Origin of the sequence: Mesorhizobium sp. M1A.F.Ca.IN.020.04.1.1 (genome assembly GCF_003997315.1) — a bacterium.
Lineage (GTDB): Bacteria > Pseudomonadota > Alphaproteobacteria > Rhizobiales > Rhizobiaceae > Mesorhizobium.
In genome coordinates this window covers 1-23,615 of the sequence record NZ_RZSN01000090.1, presented here as the reverse complement: position 1 = coordinate 23,615, position 23,615 = coordinate 1, and the positions used below count along the sequence as shown (strand labels likewise).

Genomic DNA, 23,615 nt, shown 5'->3' with positions numbered 1-23,615 from the left:
GGCGGGGGGACTGGACCTGCCGGTGCCGAAAAATGTCGGCGAGGAGATCGCGCGCGTGCTGACCATCTTCCGCGAGCTGCGCTCCGGCGCGACCGCCGACGGCAAGGTGACGCTGAAGACGCCGTCGGGCTCGCTCTCCACCGCCGAGGCGATCGCCACGATGATCAGCGGCCTCAGCCAGGCGGCCTGGTTCGACGGCGGCAAGCTCCACGCCGAAGGCCTGGCGCCAAGCCTGGTCGGCGCCATCGTCAAGGACCCGGTCCAGGACAAGGTCGTGCTTGAGGAATATTTGGAGACGGTGCTGAAGAAGCGGCCGGACTACGCCGGTTATTACGCGGCGCTCAACGCGGCCATCTGAGCCATGACGCAAGGCGGCATCAGCTATTTCGGCATTCGCCATCATGGGCCGGGCTCCGCCGCGAGCCTGGTTAGAGCGTTGCAGGAATTGCAGCCGGCCGCCGTGCTGATCGAGGGGCCGGTGGATGCCTCGCCCTTGCTGCCCCTGCTTGCCAGCCCGGACATGAAGCCGCCGGTGGCACTGCTTTGCTACCCCGAGGACGATCCCGCCGCGACGCGCTTCTGGCCCTTCGCCGAATTCTCTCCCGAATATCAGGCGGCGCTGTGGGCTGTCGCCAACAAGGCGGCGCTGCGTTTCATCGACTTGCCGTCCGCCGCGCGGCTTGCCGAGCACGGGCCCGAGGGTTCGACCGACGCCGATGCGGACGAACCGGAGGCCACCGAAGAGCAGAGCGAAGCAAGCTCACGGATCCTTGATCCGATCGGCACTTTAGCGCGCGCCGCCGGCTATGAGGACGGCGAAAGCTGGTGGTCCGATATCATTGAGCAGAATCCCGCACCCGGGCCGATCTTTGCTGCCATCGCCGACGCGATGACGACGCTGCGCGACGGCGAGACGTCCATTGGCAAATTCGAGGCCATGCGCGAGGCGCATATGCGGCTGGAGATCGCCGCTGCGCGCAAAGAAATCGACGGGCCGCTGGCCGTCGTCTGCGGCGCGTGGCATGTGCCCGCCCTGCAAGCTGCGCATACGCAAAAGAGCGACCAGGCACTGCTCAAGGGCATCGGCCGGCGCAAGACCACGATGACCTTCGCGCCATGGACCGGACCGCGGCTGGCGCTGGGTTATGACTATGGCGCCGGTGTCGTCGCGCCGGGCTGGAGCAAGCACCTGTGGCAGACGCGCGGGCAGGATGACGCTTCGGTGCTGTGGCTCGCGCGGATCGCTTCGGTTCTCAGGGCCAAGGGCCATATAATTTCGACCGCCTCGCTGATCGAGGCGGAGCGTCTGGCGCGGGCGCTTGCCGCCATACGCGAGCGCCCGAAACCGGGTTTCGAGGAACTGCGTGAGGCCTCGATCGCGGCGCTCTTCAACGGCGAGGCCTTGCTGTGGAAGATGGTCGAGGCCGAGCTTCTGCTCGGCGCCGATGTCGGCGAGATTCCAGCCGACACGCCGCTCGCGCCGCTGATCGATGACTTGCAGCGCAACCAAAAGGCCGCGCGGCTCAAGCCTGAAGCACTGGAGCGCGAGCTCTCCATCGACCTGCGCAGCGAGAGCGGTCTCTTTCGGTCGACGCTTCTGCACCGGCTGAACGTGCTCGGCGTGAACTGGGGCAGGCTGACGGATGTCGGCCGCAGCCGCGGCACGTTCCGCGAGCGCTGGCTGCTGGCCTGGCAGCCGGAATACGCCGTGCGCCTGGTCGAAAACCTGATTTACGGACCGACCATCGAGAAGGCCGCCAACGGCCGGCTTGTCCAGATGATCGGCGCCGCTTCGACGCTCGATGCTCTGGCCACGCTGGTGCAAAGCGCGATCACCGCCGCCTTGAGCGAGGCGTCCGCGGCCGGCCTCGCCGCGCTCGAGGAGAAGGCGGCGCATAGCAGCGAATGCCTGGAGCTCCTTGCGTCGGTGCCCCCACTTGCCGACATCATCCGCTATGGCGAAGCGCGCAAAATCGAGACGCAGCGCCTTGCCGGCCTCTTGGAGCGGTTGGTCATCGAAGGCGCGATCGCGCTGCCTTACGCCGCGCGCGATCTCGACGCGCAGGCCGCCGCAGCGCTGATGGCGGCGCTGCGCAAGGCCGACGAGGCGATCAGGCTGGTCGAGCCGGACGAGCATGTCCTGGATGCCTGGCGGAACGGCCTTGCGGCCGTGCTCGATTCATCGCGCTCGACGGCGCTCGTTGCTGGCTGCGCCGCACATCTGCTCTACGAGGCCGGGCACCTCTCCGCCGAGGCAACGGCCGGCCTTCTGGCAAAGCGGCTGTCGCCCGGAACGCCGGTCATCGACGCCGCCGCCTTTTTCGAAGGCTTCTTCAGCGGCGCCGGCCAGAGGCTGATCTATGACGAGGGGCTGCGCGGCGCTGTCGATTCCTGGCTGGCATCGCTCGACGAGGACGCCTTCGTTGCGCATCTGCCTTTGCTGCGCCGCGTATTTTCCAATCTCGACAGCATGGAGCGCCGCCGCCTGATCGAGGCCGTGCTCGGCCGCAGGGCGAGCCTGCCCGCCGGACTGACGCCGGCACCCGATGGCGGCGAGGCCTGGCGCCGGCATTTTGGTCTCCTCGGCAAGCTGCTTACGGGGGAGCTCAACCATGGATGATGAAACGGTCGGACCCGATCTTCATCCGATCGAAGGGACGCGGGAGCGCCGTTGGCGCCTGGCGATCGGCGCCGACGATGAGTCCTCCTCGGCGCTGTCGCATGAGGACCGGCGGCTTTCGGCAGCCCTCGATGCGCTCTACGGCGACGGCAGCGGCGACGCCGGCGATCCGCGCAAGCGGCGCGGCGGGCTTGGCCGTTCGGCGCCGCGCGTCGCGCAATGGATGGGCGATATCCGCTCTTTCTTCCCCGAGCAAGTGGTCCAGGTCGTGCAGAAGGACGCCTTCGAGCGCCTGAACCTGAAGCAGATGCTGATGGAGCCGGAATTCCTCAAGGCCATCGAGGCCGACATCAATCTCGTTGCCGATCTGGTCTCGTTGCGCTCGGCGATGCCGGAAAAGACCAAGGATATTGCCCGCTCGATCATTTCCGACATCGTCGCCAAGCTGATGCAGCGTCTCGAGCAGAAGACCGCCGAGGCGATCCGCGGCGCGCTCGACCGTTCCAGGCGCATCAACCGGCCGCGGCAGCGCGACATCAATTGGCCGCGCACGATCGCGGCGAACCTTCGCCATTACCAGCCAGAGCACAAGACCGTGGTGCCGGAAAAGCTCATCGGCTTCATGCGCCGCCAGCGTCGGCTGGTCGACCTCGACGAAGTGACGCTCTGCGTCGATCAGTCCGGCTCGATGGCAAGTTCGGTCATCTACGCCTCGATCTTCGCTGCCGTGATGGCCTCTTTGCCGGTCGTGCGCACCAAGCTGGTCTGTTTTGACACCGCGATCGCCGATCTGACCGAAGAGCTCAGCGATCCGGTCGAGGTGCTGTTCGGGGTCCAGCTTGGCGGCGGAACCGACATCAACCAGGCGGTCGCCTATTGCGCCGAGCGCATCGAGCGGCCGACCAAGGCGCATTTCGTCCTCATCACCGACCTCTACGAAGGCGGCAACGGTCAGGAACTGCTTCGTCGGCTGGCTGCGCTGGTGCGGTCGGGCGTCAATGTCGTTGTGCTCCTGGCGCTCACCGACCAGGGCCGTCCCGGCTACGACTCTTCCATGGCCGGCTCGGTCGCGGCATTGGGCGTCCCGGTCTTCGCCTGCACGCCGGACCATTTTCCCGACATGATGGCGGCGGCGCTGCGCCGGGAGGACATCGGCGCTTGGGCGGCGGGAGCGGACATCAAGCTTATTCGCCCGGATTCGGAAACGCCAAGCGCAGCCGAATAGCTTCGCCACCCTTCCGACGCTGATCAGGGCGCTTTCTCGCTGATCAATTCAAACCGCTCGATCTCGCAGTGTTGGCCGACCAGCGCCAGCACCTCAGTTGACGGCTCGACTGCATCTGGCTGCCGCCATTTGACTTGGAAGGAAAACACGACGCGGTCGCGGTCGGCATCGTGCTCCATGCCAACGAAGCGGGCATCGTATCCGAACGGCCGTACGATCTCCTGGAGGTCGGGCGGGGCTGTCTTCGGCCATGAGACCGCAAGGATCGCCTTATGGTCGCGCGGGATCTTGAGATCGACCCACTTCAGGGCCTGCAGCGTCACCAGCGTCAATGCTGTAGCAATCGCGCCGAGGCCGAACTGGCCGCCGCCGAAGGCCAGCCCGATCATCGTCATGATCCACATGGTGGCGGCGGTGGTCACTCCGGTGACGAGATCGCCGCGCCTGAGGATGGCGCCCCCGCCGATGAAGCCGACGCCGGTGAGCACGCCGAGCGCAAAGCGCAGCACATCCATGCGCACGAATGAGTCCGGTCCCTTGCCGGCAACGTCGAGCAGCATGTTGGCCTGGACCATGGCGACGCAAGCCGCGAGGCCGACCAGGATGGTCGTCCGCAGGCCGGCGGAATGGCCGCGTGCCTCGCGATTCAAGCCGATGAGGAAGCCCGCGACCAGCGTCAGTAACAGCCGCGCAACGAGATCCGGCCATGTCGGATGAAGCGGCATGTCGCAGCAGAGCGGCTCGAGCATTTCCCGTCGGCGACGCCGGTCGGCGCACCCTCCATTGCGTCAGGACAGTTCAACTAAGCTCGGCCATGGATGGTTCCTTGGCCAATGCCGATGACGTGAGGTTCCGCGGAACTGGTGCCGTGGGAGGGCGGGCGTGCTCCCGCGACCAGCTGGAACCCGGTCGCGGGAGGAGGTGGCTCAGCCGAACTTCGGGTCGAGGCTGCCGGACTTGTAACGCTTGGCCATTTCCGACAACGGGATCGGCTTGATCTTCGGCGCGTTGCCGGCTGTGCCGAACTGCTCGAAGCGTTCCTTGCAGAGCTTCTTCATCGCCGCCATGGCCGGCGTCAGATATTTGCGCGGATCGAACTCGGAAGGGTTCTCGGTCAGCACTTTGCGGATCGCGCCGGTCAGCGCCATGCGGTTGTCCGTGTCGATGTTGATCTTGCGCACGCCGTGCTTGATGCCGCGCTGGATCTCTTCCACCGGCACGCCCCAGGTCGGCTTCATCTGGCCGCCATATTTGTTGATGATCTCCTGCAGCTCCTCCGGCACCGATGACGAGCCATGCATGACCAGATGCATGTTGGGCAGGCGGCGATGGATCTCCTCGATCACGTTCATCGCCAGCACCGCGCCATCCGGCTTGCGCGAGAATTTGTAGGCGCCGTGGCTGGTGCCCATGGCCACCGCCAGCGCATCGACATGGGTGTCGCGCACGAACTGCTCGGCTTGCACCGGGTCTGTAAGCAACTGATCGTGGCTGATGGCGCCTTCGACGCCGTGGCCGTCCTCCTGCTCGCCGCCGCCGCTCTCCAGCGAGCCGAGCACGCCGATCTCGCCTTCCACCGAGACACCGCCCCAATGCGCCATATCGACGACGCGGCGCGTGATGCCTGAATTATAGGCGTAGTCGGCCGGCGACTTGCCGTCTTCCTTCAGCGAACCGTCCATCATGACCGAGGTGAAGCCGTACTGGATCGCGGTGACGCAGGTCGCTTCGTTGTTGCCGTGGTCGAGATGCATGCAGACCGGAATGTCGGGGTGAATCTCGACCAGCGCGTCGATCAGCTTGGCCAGCACCACATCGTTGGCGTAGGCGCGCGCCCCGCGGCTCGCCTGGAGGATGACCGGCGACTTGGTCTCCTCGGCCGCCTCCATGATGGCGAGGCCCTGTTCCATGTTGTTCATGTTGAAGGCAGGCACGCCATAGCCTTGTTCGGCGGCATGGTCGAGCAATTGTCTCAGTGTGATGCGAGCCAACGAATAGTCTCCCGTATCTGGTTCGAGCCCGTGTTTGAAAAGGCCGCCCGGGCGGGCGACCCCGTTGCTTCTGGCCGGATTTCTGACCTACCGCAACCTTTTGAAGCCTTTTCGGCCGCAATTCTTGTTGCAGGGCTGAAATCCGGCCCGAGTCGAGCCTAAGCGGCGATCCGCTCGCGCGCGGCAAGGATTTCGACGCAGGCCTTCGCCGCTTCCTTGCCCTTCACCAAAAAATGCTTGTGGAAGAAGCGGCGGTGCTCGGCGCTCTCATGGTAGTTGTGCGGCGTGAGCACGGCCGAGAGCACCGGGCTAAGATTAGCTGCGCTCGGGAAACATTGCCTTCAGCGCCTCGCGTGAAGCCTTCGCCACGCCGCGCTCGGTGATCAGCCCTGTCACCAGCCGAGCCGGCGTCACGTCGAAGGCGGGATTTGCCGCCGGCGTTGCGTCGGGCGAGACGCGCACCTGCGCGACCTTGCCGTCGGCCGTCCTACCCCACACCAGCGAAACCTCGTCACTCGCGCGCTCCTCGATCGGGATTTCCGCAAGCCCGTCGGCGACCGTCCAGTCGATGGTGGGCGAGGGGAGCGCGACATAGAAAGGGACGTCGTTGTCGGCGGCGGCTAAAGCCTTGAGATAGGTGCCGATCTTGTTGCAGACGTCGCCATTGGCCGTCGTGCGGTCGGTGCCGACGATCACCATGTCGATGTCGCCATGCTGCATCAGATGCCCGCCGGCGTTATCGACGATCAGCGTGTGCGGCACGCCGTGGCCGGCCATTTCCCAGGCGGTCAGCTGGGCGCCCTGGTTGCGCGGCCTGGTCTCGTCGACATAGACGTGGACCGGAATGCCGGCTTCCGTCGCCAGATAGATTGGCGCCGTGGCGGTGCCGTAGTCGACCGTCGCCAGCCAACCGGCATTGCAATGGGTGAGAATGTTGACCGCCTCGCCAGGCTTCTTTTTCGCCGCGATCTCCTTGATGATGGCAAGCCCGTTCTCGCCGATGGCGCGATTGAGCCCGACATCCTCGTCTGCGATCTCGGCGGCGCGCCGGTAGGCGGCCTCGGCGCGCTCTCCCGGCGCCAGCGGCTTCAGAAAACGCCGCATCTCGTCCAGCGCCCAGCGCAGGTTGATCGCCGTCGGTCGCGTTTTGTGCAGCGTCTCCCACGCCGCGTCGAGCGCTTCGTCCGAGGGATCGTCGGTCATCTGGATGGCGACGCCGTAGGCGGCGGTGACGCCGATCAGCGGCGCGCCGCGCACCCACATGTCGCGGATCGCGGTAGCGATGCTGGGAACGGTTCCGATCGTCTCGACGCGAAACTCATGCGGCAGCCAGCGCTGGTCGATGATCTCGACCGAGCGTTTGTCGTCGCTGAGCCAAATTGTACGATAGTGGCGTTCGCCGACTTTCAAAGGCTCTTCTCCTGTTCGACCAGCGCGGCCAAAGCGTTGACCTCGTCGATGCTGTGGATCTCACGCCGGTTCACGGCGATGTGGCGGCCGAAGCGCAGCGCCTTTGCTTCACATTTGGCGCGAAGGTCTGCGTCGGCAATGGTCTCGAAATCGGCATTGTGGGCGAGACCGAGGATACGCCGGTGCACCTCGATGCCGGCGAAGCCGAGCAGGTCGGTCCAGATGCCGGAGAGCATGTGGTCGAGCGCCTGTTCGGAACCGAGCAGGTCGCCCTGATCCTCGAACAGGCTCTTCTGGTAGAGGATGCCGGTGCGCTCGGTTCGCCACAAATGCGAAAACTCGGCGCGGAACACCGCCCAGCTCTCGGCCGTGACCTTAAGCAGGTAGGCGCGCATCGAATCCCGGCTACCTTTCTGCTCATGGCCCCGCTGCGAGAAGAAGGCCATCCAGAAATTGGCGAGCAGCATGCCGACGTCGAAGGCGATCGGGCCGTAGAAGGCGAATTCCGGATCGATCATCCGGGTCTCGGTGTCGGTCACCATGATCGAACCGGAATGCAGGTCGCCATGCAGCAGTGTTTCGGCATTGGCGGCGAAGAGGTGCTTCAGCCGCTGCGCCTCGACCTTGAGGTCGCGGTCGGCGCGCAATTCGGCCACCAGGCGGTCGAGCTGCGGGCTGGTGTGCCGGTTCATCTCGGCGTCGAAATAGGGATCGGAGAACACCAGGTTCTCGGTGATGTCGCAGAGCTCGACATTGTCGGCGAACAGCGCGAGATCGGCCTTGCGCTCTTTTGTCGGCATTGAGAGGTCCGAGCCGCGGAACAGCGTGCGGGCCATGAACAGGCCGATGTCGCGCGCAATGTTCGGCAGCTCGCGGCCGTCGATCAGCGCGCGACGCAGGATGATGTAGGGCGGCGCCAGATACTCCATGACAATTAGCGCCTGGTCCTCGTCGAAATAATAGATCGCCGGCACCGAGCCTTTCGCTCGGCGCTGTTGCCTCGTCAGCGCGTGATACTCGAAGAAAGAGCGCTTCAAAGGCAGCGGCCAGCTGTCGCCGACCAGGCGCACATAGGGCAGCGCCTGCTTGACCACCGCCGCGCCCTGGTCGCCCTCGACGATGAAAACGAGGTTCAGATTGCCGTCGCCGACCTCGCGTACTTTCCAGTGGCCGGCGTCCTTGCCAATGCGCTCGGTAAGCGCTGTGGTCTCGCCGAGGCGCTTCGGCAGCGTCTCCACCGACAATGCTTCGAACTTCCCGGTCATCCTCTCCCTCCTGCGCGTGGTGTCCCACGATAACGAAGCCACGGCGGCCGGGCCAAGCTAGGGAGCGCTCTGGCAATTGTCAATCGTGTTGACAATTGCCGAGTGAGCCCATAGCGTCATGGATCAGGGAGGAACGAATGGGCGCAGATGCCGTGTTCCGTGTGGACGGCCTGAGGAAATCCTTCGGCCAGAACGAGGTGCTTGGCGGCATCGCGCTGGATCTCTATGCGGGCGAGGTCACCGTGCTGATGGGCGCCAACGGCGCCGGCAAATCCACCCTGGTCAAGATCGTCAGCGGCGTCTACGCGCGCGGCGGCGGCACGATGCGGCTCGCCGGCCAGGCCTTCGATCCCGGCTCGCCGGCAGAAGCGATCCGCGCCGGTGTCGTCACCGTTCATCAGAACATCAATGACGGCGTTGTCGCAGATCTCGACGTCGCCACCAACCTGACGCTCGACCGGCTGAGCGGCAAGGGCGCATCGCTGCTGTTCAAGCCCGCCAATGTCCGCGTCGAAGCCAGGGCCGTCGCCGACCGCATGGGGCTTACGCTCGATCTTAAGGCACGCGTCGCGGACCTCTCACTCGCCGATCGTCAGATGGTCGCGATTGCCCGCGCCATGGCGCACCAGCCGAAAGTGCTGATCCTCGACGAGCCGACCTCCTCGCTGTCGAGCGCCGAGGCCGACCGGCTGTTTGCGCTGATCGACAGGCTGCGCGGGCAGGGTGTCGCGATCCTCTATATCTCGCATCGCATGTCCGACATCAGGCGCTTGGCAGACCGCATCGTCTCGATGCGTGACGGCGTCGTCTCCGGCGTGTTCGACCGGAAGCCGCTCGACTATGAGGGCGCGGTCAATGCCATGCTCGGCCGCAAGATCCTGCTCGACCGGGTCATTGCCAGAAGCTCGGCGCGCGCGGTCTTCATCGCCCAAGGCCTGCAGCTGGCGCCCGGCGCCAGACTGATCTCGATGACGCTCGGCGCTGGGGAGGTGGTGGCGATCACCGGCCTGGTCGGCGTCGGCAAGACGGCGCTCGCCGAAACTTTGTTCGGCGTGCGCAGGCCGCTCGCCGGCACCATGCATATGGACGGTAAGCCCTACGCACCGGGATCCGCGCGCGAGGCGATCGCTGCCGGCGTCTTCCTCGTGGCCAAGGACCGCGCGATGAGCGGCATCGTCGACGGCTTCAACATCGAACGCAACATCAGCCTGCCGTTTCTCAAGCGCATGTCCGGCTTCGGTGTCATGAAGAAGCGGTCAGAGCGGGCTGCCGCACGCCGCCAGATCGACGAGCTCGGCATCGTCTGCCGCTCCGAGAAGGACGAGCTTTCCGCGCTTTCGGGCGGCAACCAGCAGAAGGTGATGGTGGCGCGCTGGATGTCGCAGGCCTCGCGCCTGTTCATCCTCGACGAGCCGTTCCAGGGCGTCGATATCTCGGCTCGGCGCGACATCGCAACCAAGCTCAGGGCGAGCGCCGATGGCCGCGCCACACTGCTCTTCGTCACCGAGATCGACGAGGCCCTGGAGACCGCCGACCGCATCGTGGTGATGTCGGAGCACGCGATCGTCGGCGAGCACAGGAACGATGACATCGATCTCGATCGGCTGCTGGCTGAGGTGGCCGGCGGGCCGCTCACCAGCGCGGCGTGAGGTCGTATGGATGACGAGACTTGGAGTGCAGGCATGAGTTCCAGTTTGGCGGAGAGGGCAGCAGCGCGGGGGCGTTCGATAACATTGCGCGACTATGCGATCCGCTATGGTTTCATCATCCTGCTGGTCGGGCTGATCGCCTATTTCGCGATCGCCGCCGACGGCTTCGCCTCGCCGCAAAGCGCCGTCTTCATCTTCCAGTCGGTCGCCATCACCGGCGTGCTGGCACTCGGCGTCACCGCGACACTTGTCGTCGGCGGCTTCGATCTGTCGATCGGCTCGGTCGCCACCAGCGCCATGATGGCGGCTTCCTATGCCATGGTTGTGCTGGAGCAGAACGCCGTCGTCGCCGTCATCGCCTGCCTCGTGATCGGCGCGGTCGTCGGCCTCATCAACGGCTGGCTCATTGTCTACATGCGCGTGCCGGATCTGCTCGCGACGCTCGGCATGATGTTCCTGCTGCTCGGCCTGCAACGCATTCCGACCGAAGGCCGCTCGATCGCCACCGGCATGACGATGCCCGACGGCTCGGTCGCCAACGGCAAGTTCTCGGAAGCCTTCCTGGCGCTCGGCCGCCACCGCATCGACTTCTTCATTCCGAACCTGATCCCGGTCTCGGTGGTGGTGCTGGTCGTGCTCGCCGCGCTCATCTGGTTCTTCCTCGAATACACCCGCTTCGGCCGCATGATGTATGCCGTCGGCAGCAACGAACGCGCCGCCGAACTGGCCGGCGCGCCTGTCAAGGCATACAAGATCTGGGCCTATGTCATTTCGGGAGTTTTTGCCTCGATCGGCGGGATTTTGCTCGCTGCCCGGCTTGGACGCGGCGATATCGCCTCGGGTAATAATTTGCTGCTCGACGCAGTAGCGGCGGCGCTTATCGGCTACGCGGTGCTCGGCGCCGCCAAGCCGAACGCTTTCGGCACGGCCGTCGGCGCGGTGTTCGTCGGCGTCCTGCTGCAGGGCCTGACGATGATGAACGCCCCTTACTACACGCAGGATTTCGTCAAGGGCGCGGTTCTCGTCGTCGCCCTTGTCTTCACCTTCGCCCTTTCCGGCAGGGGCAAGAGATAGTTTCGACCGGGGCATTGAGAACAAAACGGAGGAAGACGAAGTGAGCATCACAAGGAGACTTTTAGGGAAGGCCGCACTCGGCCTCGCGGGCGCGGCGCTGCTCATGCAGGGCACAGCATTGGCGGCGGACCGTCCGGCGCCATTCGACAAGCCGGGCGTCAAGATCGCGCTGGTGCGCTATCTCTCCACCGGTGACTTCTTCCAGGCCTATCTCTCCGGCGTCGAGGCGCAGGCCAAGGCGCTCGGCGTCGATCTGCGCGTGCTGGACAGCCGCCAGGACGCAGCGCTCCAGGCCGACATGGTCGACCAGGCGATCGCGCTCGGCGTGCAGGGCATCATCATCCAGCACGGCCTGACGGAATCGATGAAGGACGCCGCCCAGCGCGCCGTCGACGCGGGCATCAAGGTCGTCGCCTTCGACGTCAATGTCGAGAACCCGAAGATCCCGCAGATCGAGCAGTCCGACCGCGATCTCGCGCGACTCGCGCTCGAACAGGCGGTCAAGGACAATGGCGACGCCTGGAAAGCCGGCTATGTCTATGTCGCCGGCATCGCCCCGCTGGACCGCCGCAACGAAACCTGGGTCGACGTGAAGAAGAAACATTCCGGCATCAGCGAGGTCGCCATGTTCGGCACGCTCGACAATCCGATCGCCAATTCCGTCGCCAACCAGGCGCGCTCGGTGCTGCAGGCGCATCCCGATATCAAGGTGATGTTCGCGCCTTACGACGAGTTCGCCAAGGGGGTGAAGATCGCCGTCGACGAAGCCGGCCTGAACAAGGGCATCAAGATCTACTCAGCCGACATATCGACGTCCGACATCGCCGCGATGCGCGAGCCGGACAGCGCCTGGGCCGCCACCGCCGCCACCAACCCGGCAGTCGTCGGCCAGGTCTCGGTGCGCGCGCTGGCGCAACTGCTCGCCGGCGAGGATCCCGGCCACAACGTCATCGTGCCGCCGACGCTGATCACCCAGAAGGAACTTATCGACAAGGACATCAAGAACATGGAAGACCTGTCGGCCAAGCTGCCGCAGTTCGCCCATGCCGATGTCGCCATGCCGGCCTGGATGCCGAACCCCAACGCCAAGTAGGCCACGCGCCTGAAGGCAAGAGCGGCTCTCGGGCCGCTCTTTTTATTCCCGGAGTCGCTCAGGTAGATCGGGCGGCACGCGCCAGCCCATGCGCCACCAGCCGGTCGATGACTTCCGGGTAGCTGATGCCGCTTGCCGCCATTGCCTTGGCGTACATGCTGATGTCGGTGAAGCCCGGAATGGTGTTGAGCTCGTTGATCAGGAACGTCATGTCCGGTCTCACGAAAAAGTCGACGCGCGCCATCGCGTCGCAACCCAGCGCGCGAAACGCCTTCGCCGCCGTCTCGCGGATCTCGCCTTCGATCGTCTCGGGCAGTTCGGCGGGCACCTTAAGTGCTGCTCCATCCTTATCGATATATTTGGCGTCATAGCTGTAGAAGCCGTGGCTTTCGGACGGCACGATCTCGCCGGGACGGGAGACGAAGAGGCCACCTTCCGTGTCCTCAAGCACGCTGCATTCGATCTCGCGGCCGCGGATGAATTCCTCCGCCAGCAGCTTGCCGTCGTGCCTGAAGCCTTCGGCGAGCGCTGCCTGATAGCCCGTTTCGTCGGAGACCTTGCTGACGCCGACGGAAGAGCCCTGGCGGGCCGGCTTGATGAAGACCGGGAGTCCGAGCGCCTGCTCGATCTCCGCGAAGCCAGGCGCGGCCTCGGGCAGGATGGTGCTGGACCGTGCCGTGGGCAGGCCGGCCGCCTTCAGTAACCGCTTGGCGATATCCTTGTCGAGCGCCGTGGCCGAACCGAGAATGCCGCAGCCGGCAAGCGGCACGCGCGCCACCTCCGCCAGTCCTTGCGCGGCGCCGTCCTCGCCATGGAGACCGTGCAGGACGGGAAACAGAATGTCGATCGCGGGCAACTCGTAAGGCGGCCCTTCGGCCGGAACGGCCAGCATTCGACCATGCCCGCCGGGCACCAGACAGACCTCCGCTCCGTTCGACGGTGTCGCCAGCGCGCCGTCCTCGAAGCGGCTGAGCAGCCATTGCCCTTCGCGGGTGACGAAGATCGGAACGGCATCGTACTTCCCCGGCTCCAGCGCGCCCATGACATTGTTCGCCGAAAGCACCGACACGTCGTGCTCGGCGGACCGCCCGCCAAAGAGCACGCCAATACGCAGTCTTTTTTCGGCCATCGACATCTCCACAATGCTCAAGGATCAGAAACCGACGGCGATGCCGCGCCGGGCAAAAAAGCGGTCGAAACTGGCGAGCGGTAGCGTGACGTCCGCCTGGCTCTGCCTGACGTGTCCCGAAGGGTTGTGGAAGCGGATTTCGCCTGGCGAGGCGGCCGTCACCAGTACCAGATGCCCGCCTTTCGACGGCGGCTCGCGCTCGGGCCAGCGGATGCCTGGATGAACCGAGGCGATGAAGTAGCGCCACTTGCAAAGCAGACCGGGCACCGTGGCCGCATCGACATTCGTCATCGTCTCGGCGAACAGGCCGAAACGTTCGCGCACGAACCGGACGAAGGGCTCGTAGATCAGCCCCTTGATCGTACCGTCGCCTTCATTGACGACATAGCCGCCATAGGCCGTGCAGGCGCGGGCGAGCTCAAGCGTCGGATGAATTTCGCCGCGCGCGGCAAGGATCATCTTCAGGCAGGCCATGCCGCAGACATTCACCGCCCAGCGTGCATAATCCTCAATCGTTTCGGCGCCGGAATTGCGCCACAGCGGGTCGCGGTGCAGAGCCGATGGTCCCTCCGCCAACAGCGGCAGAGTCATGCCGGGCGATTCCCACTGGCTGAAATAAGGCACTTCCCTGGTTTGCATAGCGGCTCCAGCTTTGTGTCCCGCAAGCGAGGGGCACGGCACCCCCTTAAAGCTGTTCGAGCAATAAGCAAAAGATTTGCGCGGATTTTGACCGGTTGGAGCAGTTTTCCAGCAGACGTGAAATGGGCTTCAGTCCTGACCTGGGTCGCGACACGGAGAGAGTGGTCCGTCGTTCTGGGAAAGCGACGGGCCGCTCAGGGAGATCTCCTTGTTTCTTCAGCGCAGCGCCGCGGCAATATTGCCGCCGTCCACCGTCGTCACGTCGGCCGTGGTGCGTTCGGCCAGTGCCTGATGCAGGAAGGCTTGCGCCACGTCGTCGGCCGTCACTTCCTGGCCGAGCAGATTGCCGGACATGTATTCCTTTTCCGAGACACCGCGCGCGCCCGAGCGGCTGGCAATCATGGCGTCGGTCAAAAGCCCGGACCGGATGCGGTCGGCGTTGACCGCGTTCGAGCGGATGCCGTAGGCGCCGTAGTCCAGGGCATACTGGCGCGACAAAAACAGCGTCGCCGCCTTGGGCAGGCCGTAGGCGCCGAATTTCGGCCCGGGATTGACCGCCTGCTTGGAGGTGTTGAACAGCAGCACGCCGCCCGTGCCCTGTTCGAGCATGATGCGCACCGCGTTCTGCGCCGCCGACTGGTGGGCGAAGAAGTTGAGCTCGAAGCTCCTGCGCAGCAGCGCGTCGTCGATTTCGCCGATCCGGCCTTCCCAGGCCGCGCCTGCATTCGAGACCAGGATGTCGACGCCGCCATAGACCGCGACCGCCTTGTCGAAGGCGGCGCGCACCTCGGCCGGGCTGGTGATGTCGGCGCCGACCCCGATCGAATTGTTACCCGCCGCCTTTGCCGCTTCCGCGGCCTTGGCCGGATCGAGATCGACGATGACCGCATGCGCACCGTTTGCGGCGAACAGCTTCGCCGTCGCGGCGCCGATCGCCCCGGCGCCGCCGGTGATCAACGCCACCTGGCCGGTCAGCGGCTTCGGCTTGTTCGAGGCGAGCTTGGCCTGCTCCAGCGACCAGTATTCGAGCGGGAAGAGGTCGGCCTTGGAGAGCGGCTGGAAGTTGCCGATGGCTTCCGCGCCGCGCACCGCCTCGATCCACATCTCGCCGACATCGGAGGCGATTTTCGCGTCCTTCAGCGTGCGGCCGTGGCCGAACATGCCGAGGCCCGGCACCAATGTCAGCCGCGGCATCGGGTCGAGCATGGTGCGCTTGACGTCATCCAGCGCGTCGTTGGTCTCGAAATAGGCGCGGTAGTCCTTGACGAAAGCCTCGACATGGCTGCGGACGGCGGCCTTGTAGTCGCCGAGCTTGTCGGCGTCGGGAGCCGGGACCGCCATCGGTCCGGTCTTGATGCGGATCGAAAGATCGGGCGTCGACACGCCGCGTCCGGCCAGCTCGGCGATCCTGGCCGAATTGATGAAATCGACGATCGCATCCGAGGTCCGGAAATCGCTGATCATGCGGTCGAAGCGGCCTTCGCCGCGCGCCACTGCGACAGCGCCGCGCAGCGTCGGCGCGATGTCGCTCGCCTTGGCGAGCTTTACCGGCAGCGCCGCCTTGGTCGCCTGCGGCTTGCCGTTCTTGGCGATATAGTCCTCGGCGATGGTCACATAGCGGATCATGCGGTCATAGGCCTGCTTGGCATCGTCGCCGAAGGTGAAGATGCCGTGCTTGTCGAGGATCAGGCCTTCGACGCTGGGGTCGGCGTCAAAAACGTCCGCCGCGACCTTGGCGAGCTCGAAGCCCGGTTTGATGTAGGGCACGTAGCCCATTTTGTCGCCGAACACCGTCTTCACCAGCGCCTTGCTGTTCTCCTGGTCGACGATGGCAAGGATCGCGGTTGAATGCGTATGGTCGACGAATTTAAGCGGCAGAAAGGCGTGCAGGAGTGTCTCGACCGATGGATTCGGCGAGGCGGGGTCGATGAGATTGGAACGCTGCAGCGCCACCATGTCCTCGTCGGAGAGCGTGTCCAGCGCGCGCGCCTTGAGCAGCGCGCCCATCTTCACCGCCGGCAAGCCTTGCGGCTCGATGACGGCCATGTCCCAGCCGCTGCCCTTGACGCAAAGCACGTCCCATTCGTCACCGACCAGATCGGTGGCCTTGGTCTTGCAGGAGGTATTGCCGCCGCCATGCAGCACCAGCCGCGGCTCTCCGCCGAGCAGGCGGGTCGTGTAGACGCGCAGCGCAAGGTCGCGGCGGACGCCCTGCTTGGCGTAGTCGGCAACCATCTTTTCCGCGTCGGCGTCGTTCCAAAGGTTCTTCATGTCGTTCCGTCCGATTCCGTATTTTGTCTGCTCATGAACAGGAAGCCGCGACGTCTTGATGACAGACGCGGCGAGGGTGATTTCCTACGAGGCCTTTTTGCTGACCGCGCCGGCGTGATCGAGAAGGCGCCCCGCCATATGCGCGTCGACCACCAGATGCGTGCAGAGTCCGCCGCCGATTGCGGCCAGCAGCGGCTCGAACTTGCTGTTCTCCTGCACCACCATCAGCCGCTTCCCGATGGCGCGCAGCGAGGCGAGCTCGGCGGAAATGACCCGCCGGTTGTAGCTGCAGTCGAGCGCCTCGCCGCTTGCATCGATGATCTGTCCGGCGATGACGCCGGCCGCGCCTTCCTTGCGGAGCGCGGCCATTTCGGCCGGCGTCAGCGCGCCGCATTTGACCAGATGGCTGTCGGCGTCCACGGCGCCGACGGAATAGAGCGCGACATCGCAGTCGCTGATGCCGGCAAGCTGGTCGCGGATCACCGGCTCGGCGCGCAGGCCCTCTGCCAATTCTTCCGTGGACAGCACCAGCGGCGCGTAAAAATTCAGACCCTTGGCGTTCAGCCGCCGCGCGATCTCCATCGTGCACTGATCGGGTCGATATGAATAGGGCGCGCCGAGGTTGCCGCAGAGCTGCACCACGGTGACGTCCTGCAGATCGGCATAGGACATGATGTCGGCGATGGTGTAGACCGTGCGGCCCCAGGCGACGCCGATGCGGTCGCCCTTCTTCACCAGTTCCAGGAAGACGCTCGCCGCCAGGACGGCGATGTCGGTCGACGGGTCGGCGACATAGGCGTTTTCCGGCGCTATCCAGACGGCGTCGAGCTTGAAGGCGTCCTCCAGCCTGCGCGCCATGACATCGTCGGTGAAAAGCTGCGTCGAGGTCGAGATGTTGACGATGCCGGTCTCGCGCGCCTTGCGAAGATACATGGCGACCGATGCGCGCGAAATCTTGAGCTGGTTCGCCACTTCGTCCTGGCGAAGGCCATGCGCATAGTAAAGCCAGGCGGCCTTGTGGATGAGCTGTTCTGCCGGTCGGATCGCCATGCCGCCTCCTCGGCTGACATTAGTCACGGCTCTCGACAAAAGTCAAATCCAGCCGGCTGGGTTATTCGTCCTCCGGTGCCGGCATGTTCGGGGCTGCCCTTCTACCGAGCACTCATGTCATAGCATTTCCCGGTCGTTCAGGGGGATGGCATGATCGCGGGCCTGCGGTTAGAAAGCTCGAAAAGACTTTTGGGGAGGATGGGATGGCCAATCCCTACGAACAGGATCTCGAACGGAACGCCGCCAACCACCAGCCGCTGACGCCGCTCACCTACCTTGAGCGGGCGGCCAAGACCTATCCCGACCATGTCGCCATTATCCACGGCAGCCAGCGCATCTCTTATCGCGATTTCTGGCGGCGGTCGCTGAAGCTCGCCTCGGCGCTGTCGAGGCATGGCATCGGCAAGGGGGATACGGTAACGGTGATGCTGTCGAACACGCCGCCGATGCTGGAGGCGCATTTCGGCGTGCCGATGGTGAAGGCGGTGCTGCATTCGCTGAACACCCGCCTCGATGCCGCGGTCATCGCCTTCCAGCTCGACCATGCCGACACCAAGGTGCTCATCGTCGACCGCGAGTTCTCGGGCGTGGTCAGGGCGGCGCTGGCATCGGCCAAGGCCAAGCCATTGGTCATCGACTATGACGACCCCGACTACGCCGCCGATGCGCCCTATCCGAAGGGCGAGCGGATCGGCTCGCTCGACTATGAGGACTTCGTCGCCGGCGGCGACGAGGCTTTTGCATGGTCGATGCCCGACGACGAATGGGACGCCATCTCGCTCAACTATACTTCCGGCACGACCGGCAATCCAAAGGGCGTCGTCTACCACCATCGCGGCGCCGCCCTGATGGCCTACACCAACACCATCCATGCGGGCATGGCCAAGCACGCCGTCTATCTCTGGACGCTGCCGATGTTCCACTGCAACGGCTGGTGCTTTCCCTGGACGCTCGCCGTGCAAGCCGGCACCCATGTCTGCCTGCGCTGGGTACGGGCAAAGCCGATCTATGACGCCATCGCCGACCACCGCGTTACCCATCTTTGCGGCGCGCCGATCGTCATGTCGGTGCTGATCAACGCGAAAGACGAGGATAAGCGCCAGTTCGCCCAGGCCGTCACCTTCAACACGGCCGCCGCGCCGCCGCCCGAGGCGGTGCTTTCCGGCATGGCCGATGCCGGCTTCGCCGTCACCCATCTCTACGGCCTGACCGAGACCTATGGGCCGGCCGTCGTCAACGAATGGCACAATGAGTGGGACGAGCTGGAGAAGGGCCCGAGGACGGCGAAGAAGGCGCGCCAGGGCGTGCGCTACGCTGCGCTGGAAGGGTTGATCGTGATGAACCCCGAGACGATGGTCGAGACGCCGGCCGACGGCCAGACCATCGGCGAGGTCATGTTCCGCGGCAACATCGTCATGAAGGGCTACCTGAAGAACCGCAAGGCCACCGACGAGGCCTTTGCCGGCGGCTGGTTCCACTCCGGCGATCTCGGTGTCATGCACCCGGACGGCTACATCCAGCTCAAGGACCGCTCCAAGGACATCATCATCTCGGGCGGCGAGAACATCTCGTCCATCGAGGTCGAGGACGCGCTCTACAAGCATCCGTCCGTCGCCTCTTGCGGAGTGGTTGCCCGCGCAGACGAGAAATGGGGCGAGGTGCCTGTCGCCTATGTCGAGCTGAAGCCCGGCAAGGTTGCGAGCGAGGCCGAGATCATCGAGCATTGCCGTGTGTTGCTCGCCCGCTTCAAAGTGCCGAAGGCGGTGGTGTTCGCCGAGATTCCGAAGACGTCTACGGGGAAGATCCAGAAGTTCAGGTTGAGGGAAATGGCGAAGGGCCTCTGAGTTCGTCATCCTAGGGTGGAGCAGTCGCGAAGCGACGTCGCGGAAACCCTAGGATCCATTCCGTGACCATGCGGCCATGTCCCAGCGGTTGAGAATAGCTGGCAGGTGGACGTCAGATGTATATTGGCGTAACCTATTGATACCGTTGTATTCTTTGACATAGGTCACGGAATGGATCCTCGGGTCTGCGCGCGTCGCTTCGCTCCTTGCTCCGCCCGTGGATGACGACGTCACAGGCGTCAATGGCTAGTCGTCAGTGTGACCCACGCCCACCCTCGCAACTGTCACCATCTGTCACCATTTTGTACGCGTATATCGATTCCGCATTGACTCCGGGCCGCTTTCGATTTACGAGTGACGAAAATTGAAATTCGTCACTCGTAAATCGAAAGCACCATGTCAGAACCCGCCAACATCGTGGCCGACCCCGCCAGACAGGAGAATGTGACGCGCATTCTCGACTGTGCCGAGCGCCTGTTCCGGCATTACGGCTACGGCAAGACCAACGTTGCCGACATTGCCCGCGATCTCGGCATGTCGCCGGCCAACATCTACCGCTTCTTCGCCTCCAAGGTCGAAATCCACCAGGCCGTCTGCGGCCGCATGCTCGGCGCCAGCTACGCAATGGCCTACGAGATTTCGCGCCTGCCGATCAGCGCGGAGGAGCGGCTGCGCCGTTACGTTCACGCCCAGTACAAGATGACGCTGGAAGTCATGCTCGACGACCAGAAGGTGCATGAGATGGTGATCGTCGCGCTCGAGCGCGACTGGGGCGTCATCGACAAGCATGTCGACCGCATCCACGACCTGCTCGCCGACGTTATCCGCGACGGCATAGAGGCCGGCGAGTTCAGGAAGCAGGACCCGGTGATCGCCTCGCGCTGTTTCGGCGCCTCCACCGTCATCCTATGCCATCCGCAGATGGTCGCCCAGTGCCTTGCCAAGACCAACCGGGCAATGCCGGACGACCTCATCGACTACGCAATCAGAGCCTTGAAATAGCCGCTGCCCCGCCGGGTGCCGGTCGACGTTTATCTCCAGTTCGGGAGTGCTAAGGTGTCTTTGTCCAGTTCCATCCTCCGCAGGCTGCCGGCCGCCGGCCTCCCAGTCGTCGGCGTCGTTGTCGCGGCGCTCGGGCTTACCGGCTGCAGCCAAGAGAAGAAAGCGGAAGCCCAGGAAGTCATCCGGCCGGTGAAGGTCGTCGAGATCGGCGAGGCCGAGACCACGCGCCAGCTCGACTATTCCGGTTCAGTGCGCGCCCGCACCGAGATGAATCTCGGCTTCCGCATCGCCGGCAAGGTCACCGAGCGTCTCGTCGACATCGGCCAGCATGTGAACGAGGGCGACGTGCTTGCCCGCGTCGACCCCTCCGACTACGAGCTGTCGGTGAAGAGCGCCGAGGCGAGCCTCGACGCCGCCGAGCGGCAGGTCGAGACCGTCGATCTCGCCAGGAAGCGCGCCGAGCAGCTCTATGCCAAGAACTTCGCGCCTAAGTCGCAGCTCGATCAGGCCGTTCTGAGCTATGATCAGGCCGTGGCGACGCGCGATGCCGCCCGTTCGACCCTGGCCCAGGCGCAGAACCAGGTCCATTACACCGATCTCAAGGCCAGCAAGGCCGGCATCGTCACCGCCATCTCGGCCGATATCGGTCAGGTGGTCGGCGCCGGCACGCCGGTCATGACGGTTGCCGTCGACGGCGAGAAGGAAGTGCTGATCGCGGTGCCGGAAATGGACATCGCCGGCTTCCGCCCGGGCAAGGAGGTCAAGGCGAGCTTCTGGTCCGACGAGGCGCTGACCCTTGACGGCAAGGTCCGCGAGGTGGCCGGCAGCGCCGACCCGCAGTCGCGCACCTTCGCGGTCCGGGTGTCGCTGCCCAACGATCCGCGGGTGCTGCTCGGCATGACCGCCAATGTCGCGGCGATCGTCGGCAGCAAGGCGCAGCTGGTGTCTATCCCGCTGACCGCGATGGCTGAGAAGGACGGCAAGCACATCGTCTGGACGGTCGACCGCGCGTTCGACACGGTGCATCCGCGCCCGATCAAGGTGGCGAACTTCACCGCCGATGGCGTTGCCGTTGCCGAAGGCCTGAAGCAGGGCGACGTGGTGGTGGCCGCCGGCACACAGTTCATGACCGACAATCTGAAAGTGAAGCCTTCCGGCGATGACGCCCAGCAGTCCGCCTCGGCGGAGGATGACGTCGCCGCCACCAGCAGCCTGCGCTAACCAGGCGAAAGAACGCCTTTCCCGACCTCGCTGCGCGAGCCGCGAGCCGGGCAGGGCATGGGTTCCGGGCGGCGAAATCGCCCGATCGACGAGACGCTGCATTGGTATCCCCCGCACCACGGCCGCGTCGAGCGCGATTGCGAGTCTCTCTCCGCTTGAGGTGCTCGCCGCCCGGAAGCCCACCGAGAACTCATGAGCCGCAAGGCATGCTGCCTTGCCGCCAATTGAACTGGACCTGCGCCATGACCACGGACAGCAGCACTGAAAAGCGTCCCTTCAATCTCTCGCGCTGGGCGATCGGGCATCCGAGCATCGCGCGCTTCCTGTTCGGCCTCATCATCCTGGCCGGCGCGCTCGGCCTGATGCGCATGGGCCAGAAGGAAGACCCGGACTTCACCTTCCGCGTCATGGTCGTGCAGGCAGTCTGGCCGGGCGCCTCGATCCAGGACATGGAAGACCAGGTCGTCAACAAGATCGAGCGCAAGCTGCAGGAGACGCCGCATCTCGACTTTGTCCGCTCCTACACCCGCGCCGGCAGCGCCATCATCACGCTCCAGGTAAAGGGCGACACCAACGCCGAGGAGGTGAAGGATGCCTTCTACCAGGTGCGCAAGAAGGTCGGCGATATCGCCAACGAACTGCCGCAGGGCCTGCTCGGCCCCTATTTCAACGACGAGTTCGGCGACACCTTCATCACGCTGCATTCGATCAGCGGCGACGGCTTCACCTATCCCGAGCTGAAGAAATTCGCCGTTCAGGCGCGCGACATGCTGCTGGCGACGCCGGGCGTCGAAAAGGCCGTCATCATTGGCGACCAGCCCGAGAAGATCTATATCGATGTGTCCTCCAAGGCGCTCGCCGAGCGCGGCCTGACGGTGCTTGACCTGCAGAATGCCGTGAAAGGGCAGAACGCCGTCGATCCGGCGGGCTCGGTCGATACCGGCCTGCGCTCGGTTCGCATCTCGGTCGAGGGCGACGTCACCAAGGCCGCCGATATCCGCGAGCTGAGGCTGCGCGCCGGCAATCAGGTGACGCGTCTTGGCGACATCGCCACGGTCTCTTCCGGCCTCAAGGACCCTTATGAGCGCAAGTACCGCTTCAACGGCCACGAAAGCGTCCAGGTCGGCGTCGTCATGGCCAAGGGCTTCAATGTCAGGGACGTCGGTAAGGATGTCGAGGCGACCTACAAGCGCTTCGAGGAAGGTCTGCCCTATGGCGTTGCGGTCGACCAGATCTCCGACCAGCCGGAGGTGGTCAAGGATGCCGTCAACGAATTCATGGAGGCGCTCGGCGAAGCGTTGCTGATCGTTCTCGTCGTCTCGTTCCTGTCGATCGGCTGGCGCTCCGGCCTGGTGATCGCGATCGCCATCCCGCTGGTTTTAGCCGCCACCTTCGCCATCATGTACGAGATCGGCATCGACCTGCAGCGCATCTCGCTCGGCGCGCTGATCATCGCGCTCGGTCTGCTGGTCGACGACGCCATGATCGTCGTCGAGATGATGGAGCGCAAGCTGGAGGAGGGGCTGGTCAAGATCGAGGCGGCGAGCTTCGCCTATTCCTCGACCGCCTTCCCGATGCTGACCGGCACGCTGATCACCACCGCCGGCTTCATCCCGGTCGGCTTCGCGGCCTCCACCGCGGGCGAATATGTGCGCACGCTGTTCTATGTCGTCGGCATCGCACTGGTCGTGTCGTGGTTCGTCGCGGTCTATTTCACGCCCTGGCTGGGCTACATGATCCTGAAGCAGCGCAAGCACGCCGGCACCCACCACGACGTCTTCGACACCGGCTTCTACCGGCGGCTGCGTGCGACGGTCACCTGGGCCGTGCGCCACCGCATCATCGTGCTGGCGATGACGCTGGTCACTTTCGGCACCAGCCTCTGGGCCTTCCAGTTCATCCCGCAGAACTTCTTCCCGCAGTCGTCACGTCCGGAAATCCTGGTCGATCTCTGGCTGCCGGAAGGTACATCGATCAAGGAGGTCGAGAACCAAGCCAAGGCTCTCGAAGCGAAGATGATGGACGACGAGGACAAGCGCTTCATCGCTACCTATATCGGCGAGGGCGCTCCGCGCTTCTTCCTGCCGCTCGACCAGCAGCTTCGCAATCCGAACTTTGCCCAGCTTCTGGTG

17 protein-coding genes and 2 pseudogenes are annotated in these 23,615 nt (G+C 64.7%); 10 read left to right on the top strand and 9 right to left on the bottom strand.

The window, feature by feature from the left end:
• The 3 genes and pseudogenes from EOA49_RS18630 to EOA49_RS18620 form a co-directional block, all read left to right on the top strand.
• Positions 1-358: pseudogene (locus tag EOA49_RS18630) on the top strand (ATPase); the annotation flags it as partial.
• A 3-nt stretch (positions 359-361) separates the two neighbouring features.
• Positions 362-2,620 carry a DUF5682 family protein gene (locus EOA49_RS18625; RefSeq protein ID WP_127241245.1) on the top strand — a complete coding sequence of 753 codons (2,259 nt, stop codon included), beginning with the start codon at positions 362-364 and terminating at the stop codon, positions 2,618-2,620.
• Positions 2,613-3,845: a VWA domain-containing protein gene (locus tag EOA49_RS18620; protein WP_127241244.1), complete on the top strand. Its 1,233-nt coding sequence runs from the start codon at positions 2,613-2,615 to the stop codon at positions 3,843-3,845. The genes EOA49_RS18625 and EOA49_RS18620 overlap by 8 nt, the downstream gene beginning before the upstream one ends.
• Before the next feature lie 23 nt (positions 3,846-3,868).
• Here the strand turns inward: EOA49_RS18620 and EOA49_RS18615 are convergent, their stop codons facing one another.
• The 5 genes and pseudogenes from EOA49_RS18615 to mtnK form a co-directional block, all read right to left on the bottom strand.
• Entirely contained in the window at positions 3,869-4,594 is a 726-nt protein-coding gene (locus EOA49_RS18615; RefSeq protein WP_127241243.1) for an MgtC/SapB family protein, read from the bottom strand.
• 177 nt (positions 4,595-4,771) lie between these two features.
• Positions 4,772-5,836, bottom strand: coding sequence for a class II fructose-bisphosphate aldolase (fba, locus tag EOA49_RS18610; RefSeq protein WP_066988983.1), 1,065 nt, complete (start codon positions 5,834-5,836; stop codon positions 4,772-4,774).
• A gap of 158 nt (positions 5,837-5,994) precedes the next feature.
• Positions 5,995-6,144 (bottom strand): annotated as a pseudogene (locus EOA49_RS18605) (6,7-dimethyl-8-ribityllumazine synthase); the annotation flags it as partial.
• Positions 6,145-6,151: 7 nt separating this feature from the next.
• Positions 6,152-7,246, bottom strand: a complete 1,095-nt coding sequence (gene mtnA, locus EOA49_RS18600) for an S-methyl-5-thioribose-1-phosphate isomerase (RefSeq protein WP_127241242.1) — start codon at positions 7,244-7,246, stop codon at positions 6,152-6,154.
• A complete protein-coding gene (gene mtnK, locus EOA49_RS18595; RefSeq protein WP_127241241.1) occupies positions 7,243-8,511 on the bottom strand; it encodes an S-methyl-5-thioribose kinase in 1,269 nt (422 codons plus the stop codon). The genes mtnA and mtnK overlap by 4 nt, the downstream gene beginning before the upstream one ends.
• A gap of 137 nt (positions 8,512-8,648) precedes the next feature.
• On the opposite strand from mtnK, the gene EOA49_RS18590 reads away from it, so the two are divergent.
• The 3 genes from EOA49_RS18590 to EOA49_RS18580 all read left to right on the top strand — a co-directional run bounded on the left by EOA49_RS18590 (position 8,649) and on the right by EOA49_RS18580 (position 12,327).
• Entirely contained in the window at positions 8,649-10,160 is a 1,512-nt protein-coding gene (locus EOA49_RS18590) for a sugar ABC transporter ATP-binding protein (protein ID WP_127241360.1), read from the top strand.
• Between the two features lie 78 nt (positions 10,161-10,238).
• Complete coding sequence (locus EOA49_RS18585) at positions 10,239-11,234, top strand: ABC transporter permease (protein ID WP_066989394.1); 996 nt, start codon at positions 10,239-10,241, stop codon at positions 11,232-11,234.
• 40 nt (positions 11,235-11,274) lie between these two features.
• Entirely contained in the window at positions 11,275-12,327 is a 1,053-nt protein-coding gene (locus tag EOA49_RS18580; protein WP_066988974.1) for a substrate-binding domain-containing protein, read from the top strand.
• A gap of 58 nt (positions 12,328-12,385) precedes the next feature.
• Here EOA49_RS18580 and EOA49_RS18575 read toward each other — a convergent pair whose 3' ends face one another.
• The 4 genes from EOA49_RS18575 to EOA49_RS18560 all read right to left on the bottom strand — a co-directional run bounded on the left by EOA49_RS18575 (position 12,386) and on the right by EOA49_RS18560 (position 17,416).
• Positions 12,386-13,462 (bottom strand): D-alanine--D-alanine ligase family protein, encoded by a 1,077-nt coding sequence (locus EOA49_RS18575; protein WP_127241361.1) that lies wholly within the window; start codon positions 13,460-13,462, stop codon positions 12,386-12,388.
• 18 nt (positions 13,463-13,480) lie between these two features.
• Positions 13,481-14,095: a hypothetical protein gene (locus EOA49_RS18570; protein ID WP_127241359.1), complete on the bottom strand. Its 615-nt coding sequence runs from the start codon at positions 14,093-14,095 to the stop codon at positions 13,481-13,483.
• Positions 14,096-14,311: 216 nt separating this feature from the next.
• On the bottom strand, positions 14,312-16,366 hold the full coding sequence (locus tag EOA49_RS18565; protein WP_127241358.1) for a bifunctional aldolase/short-chain dehydrogenase: 2,055 nt from the start codon (positions 16,364-16,366) through the stop codon (positions 14,312-14,314).
• An 84-nt stretch (positions 16,367-16,450) separates the two neighbouring features.
• A complete protein-coding gene (locus EOA49_RS18560) occupies positions 16,451-17,416 on the bottom strand; it encodes a sugar-binding transcriptional regulator (RefSeq protein WP_127241357.1) in 966 nt (321 codons plus the stop codon).
• Between the two features lie 203 nt (positions 17,417-17,619).
• Between EOA49_RS18560 and EOA49_RS18555 the strand changes: the two genes are divergently transcribed.
• The 4 genes from EOA49_RS18555 to EOA49_RS18540 form a co-directional block, all read left to right on the top strand.
• Positions 17,620-19,260 (top strand): acyl-CoA synthetase, encoded by a 1,641-nt coding sequence (locus tag EOA49_RS18555; RefSeq protein ID WP_127243289.1) that lies wholly within the window; start codon positions 17,620-17,622, stop codon positions 19,258-19,260.
• Positions 19,261-19,656: 396 nt separating this feature from the next.
• Complete coding sequence (locus EOA49_RS18550; protein WP_067327751.1) at positions 19,657-20,262, top strand: TetR family transcriptional regulator; 606 nt, start codon at positions 19,657-19,659, stop codon at positions 20,260-20,262.
• Between the two features lie 54 nt (positions 20,263-20,316).
• On the top strand, positions 20,317-21,483 hold the full coding sequence (locus tag EOA49_RS18545) for an efflux RND transporter periplasmic adaptor subunit (protein WP_127243288.1): 1,167 nt from the start codon (positions 20,317-20,319) through the stop codon (positions 21,481-21,483).
• Between the two features lie 242 nt (positions 21,484-21,725).
• The coding region (locus tag EOA49_RS18540) for an efflux RND transporter permease subunit (protein WP_164749245.1) at positions 21,726-23,615 on the top strand (1,890 nt) is incomplete at its 3' end.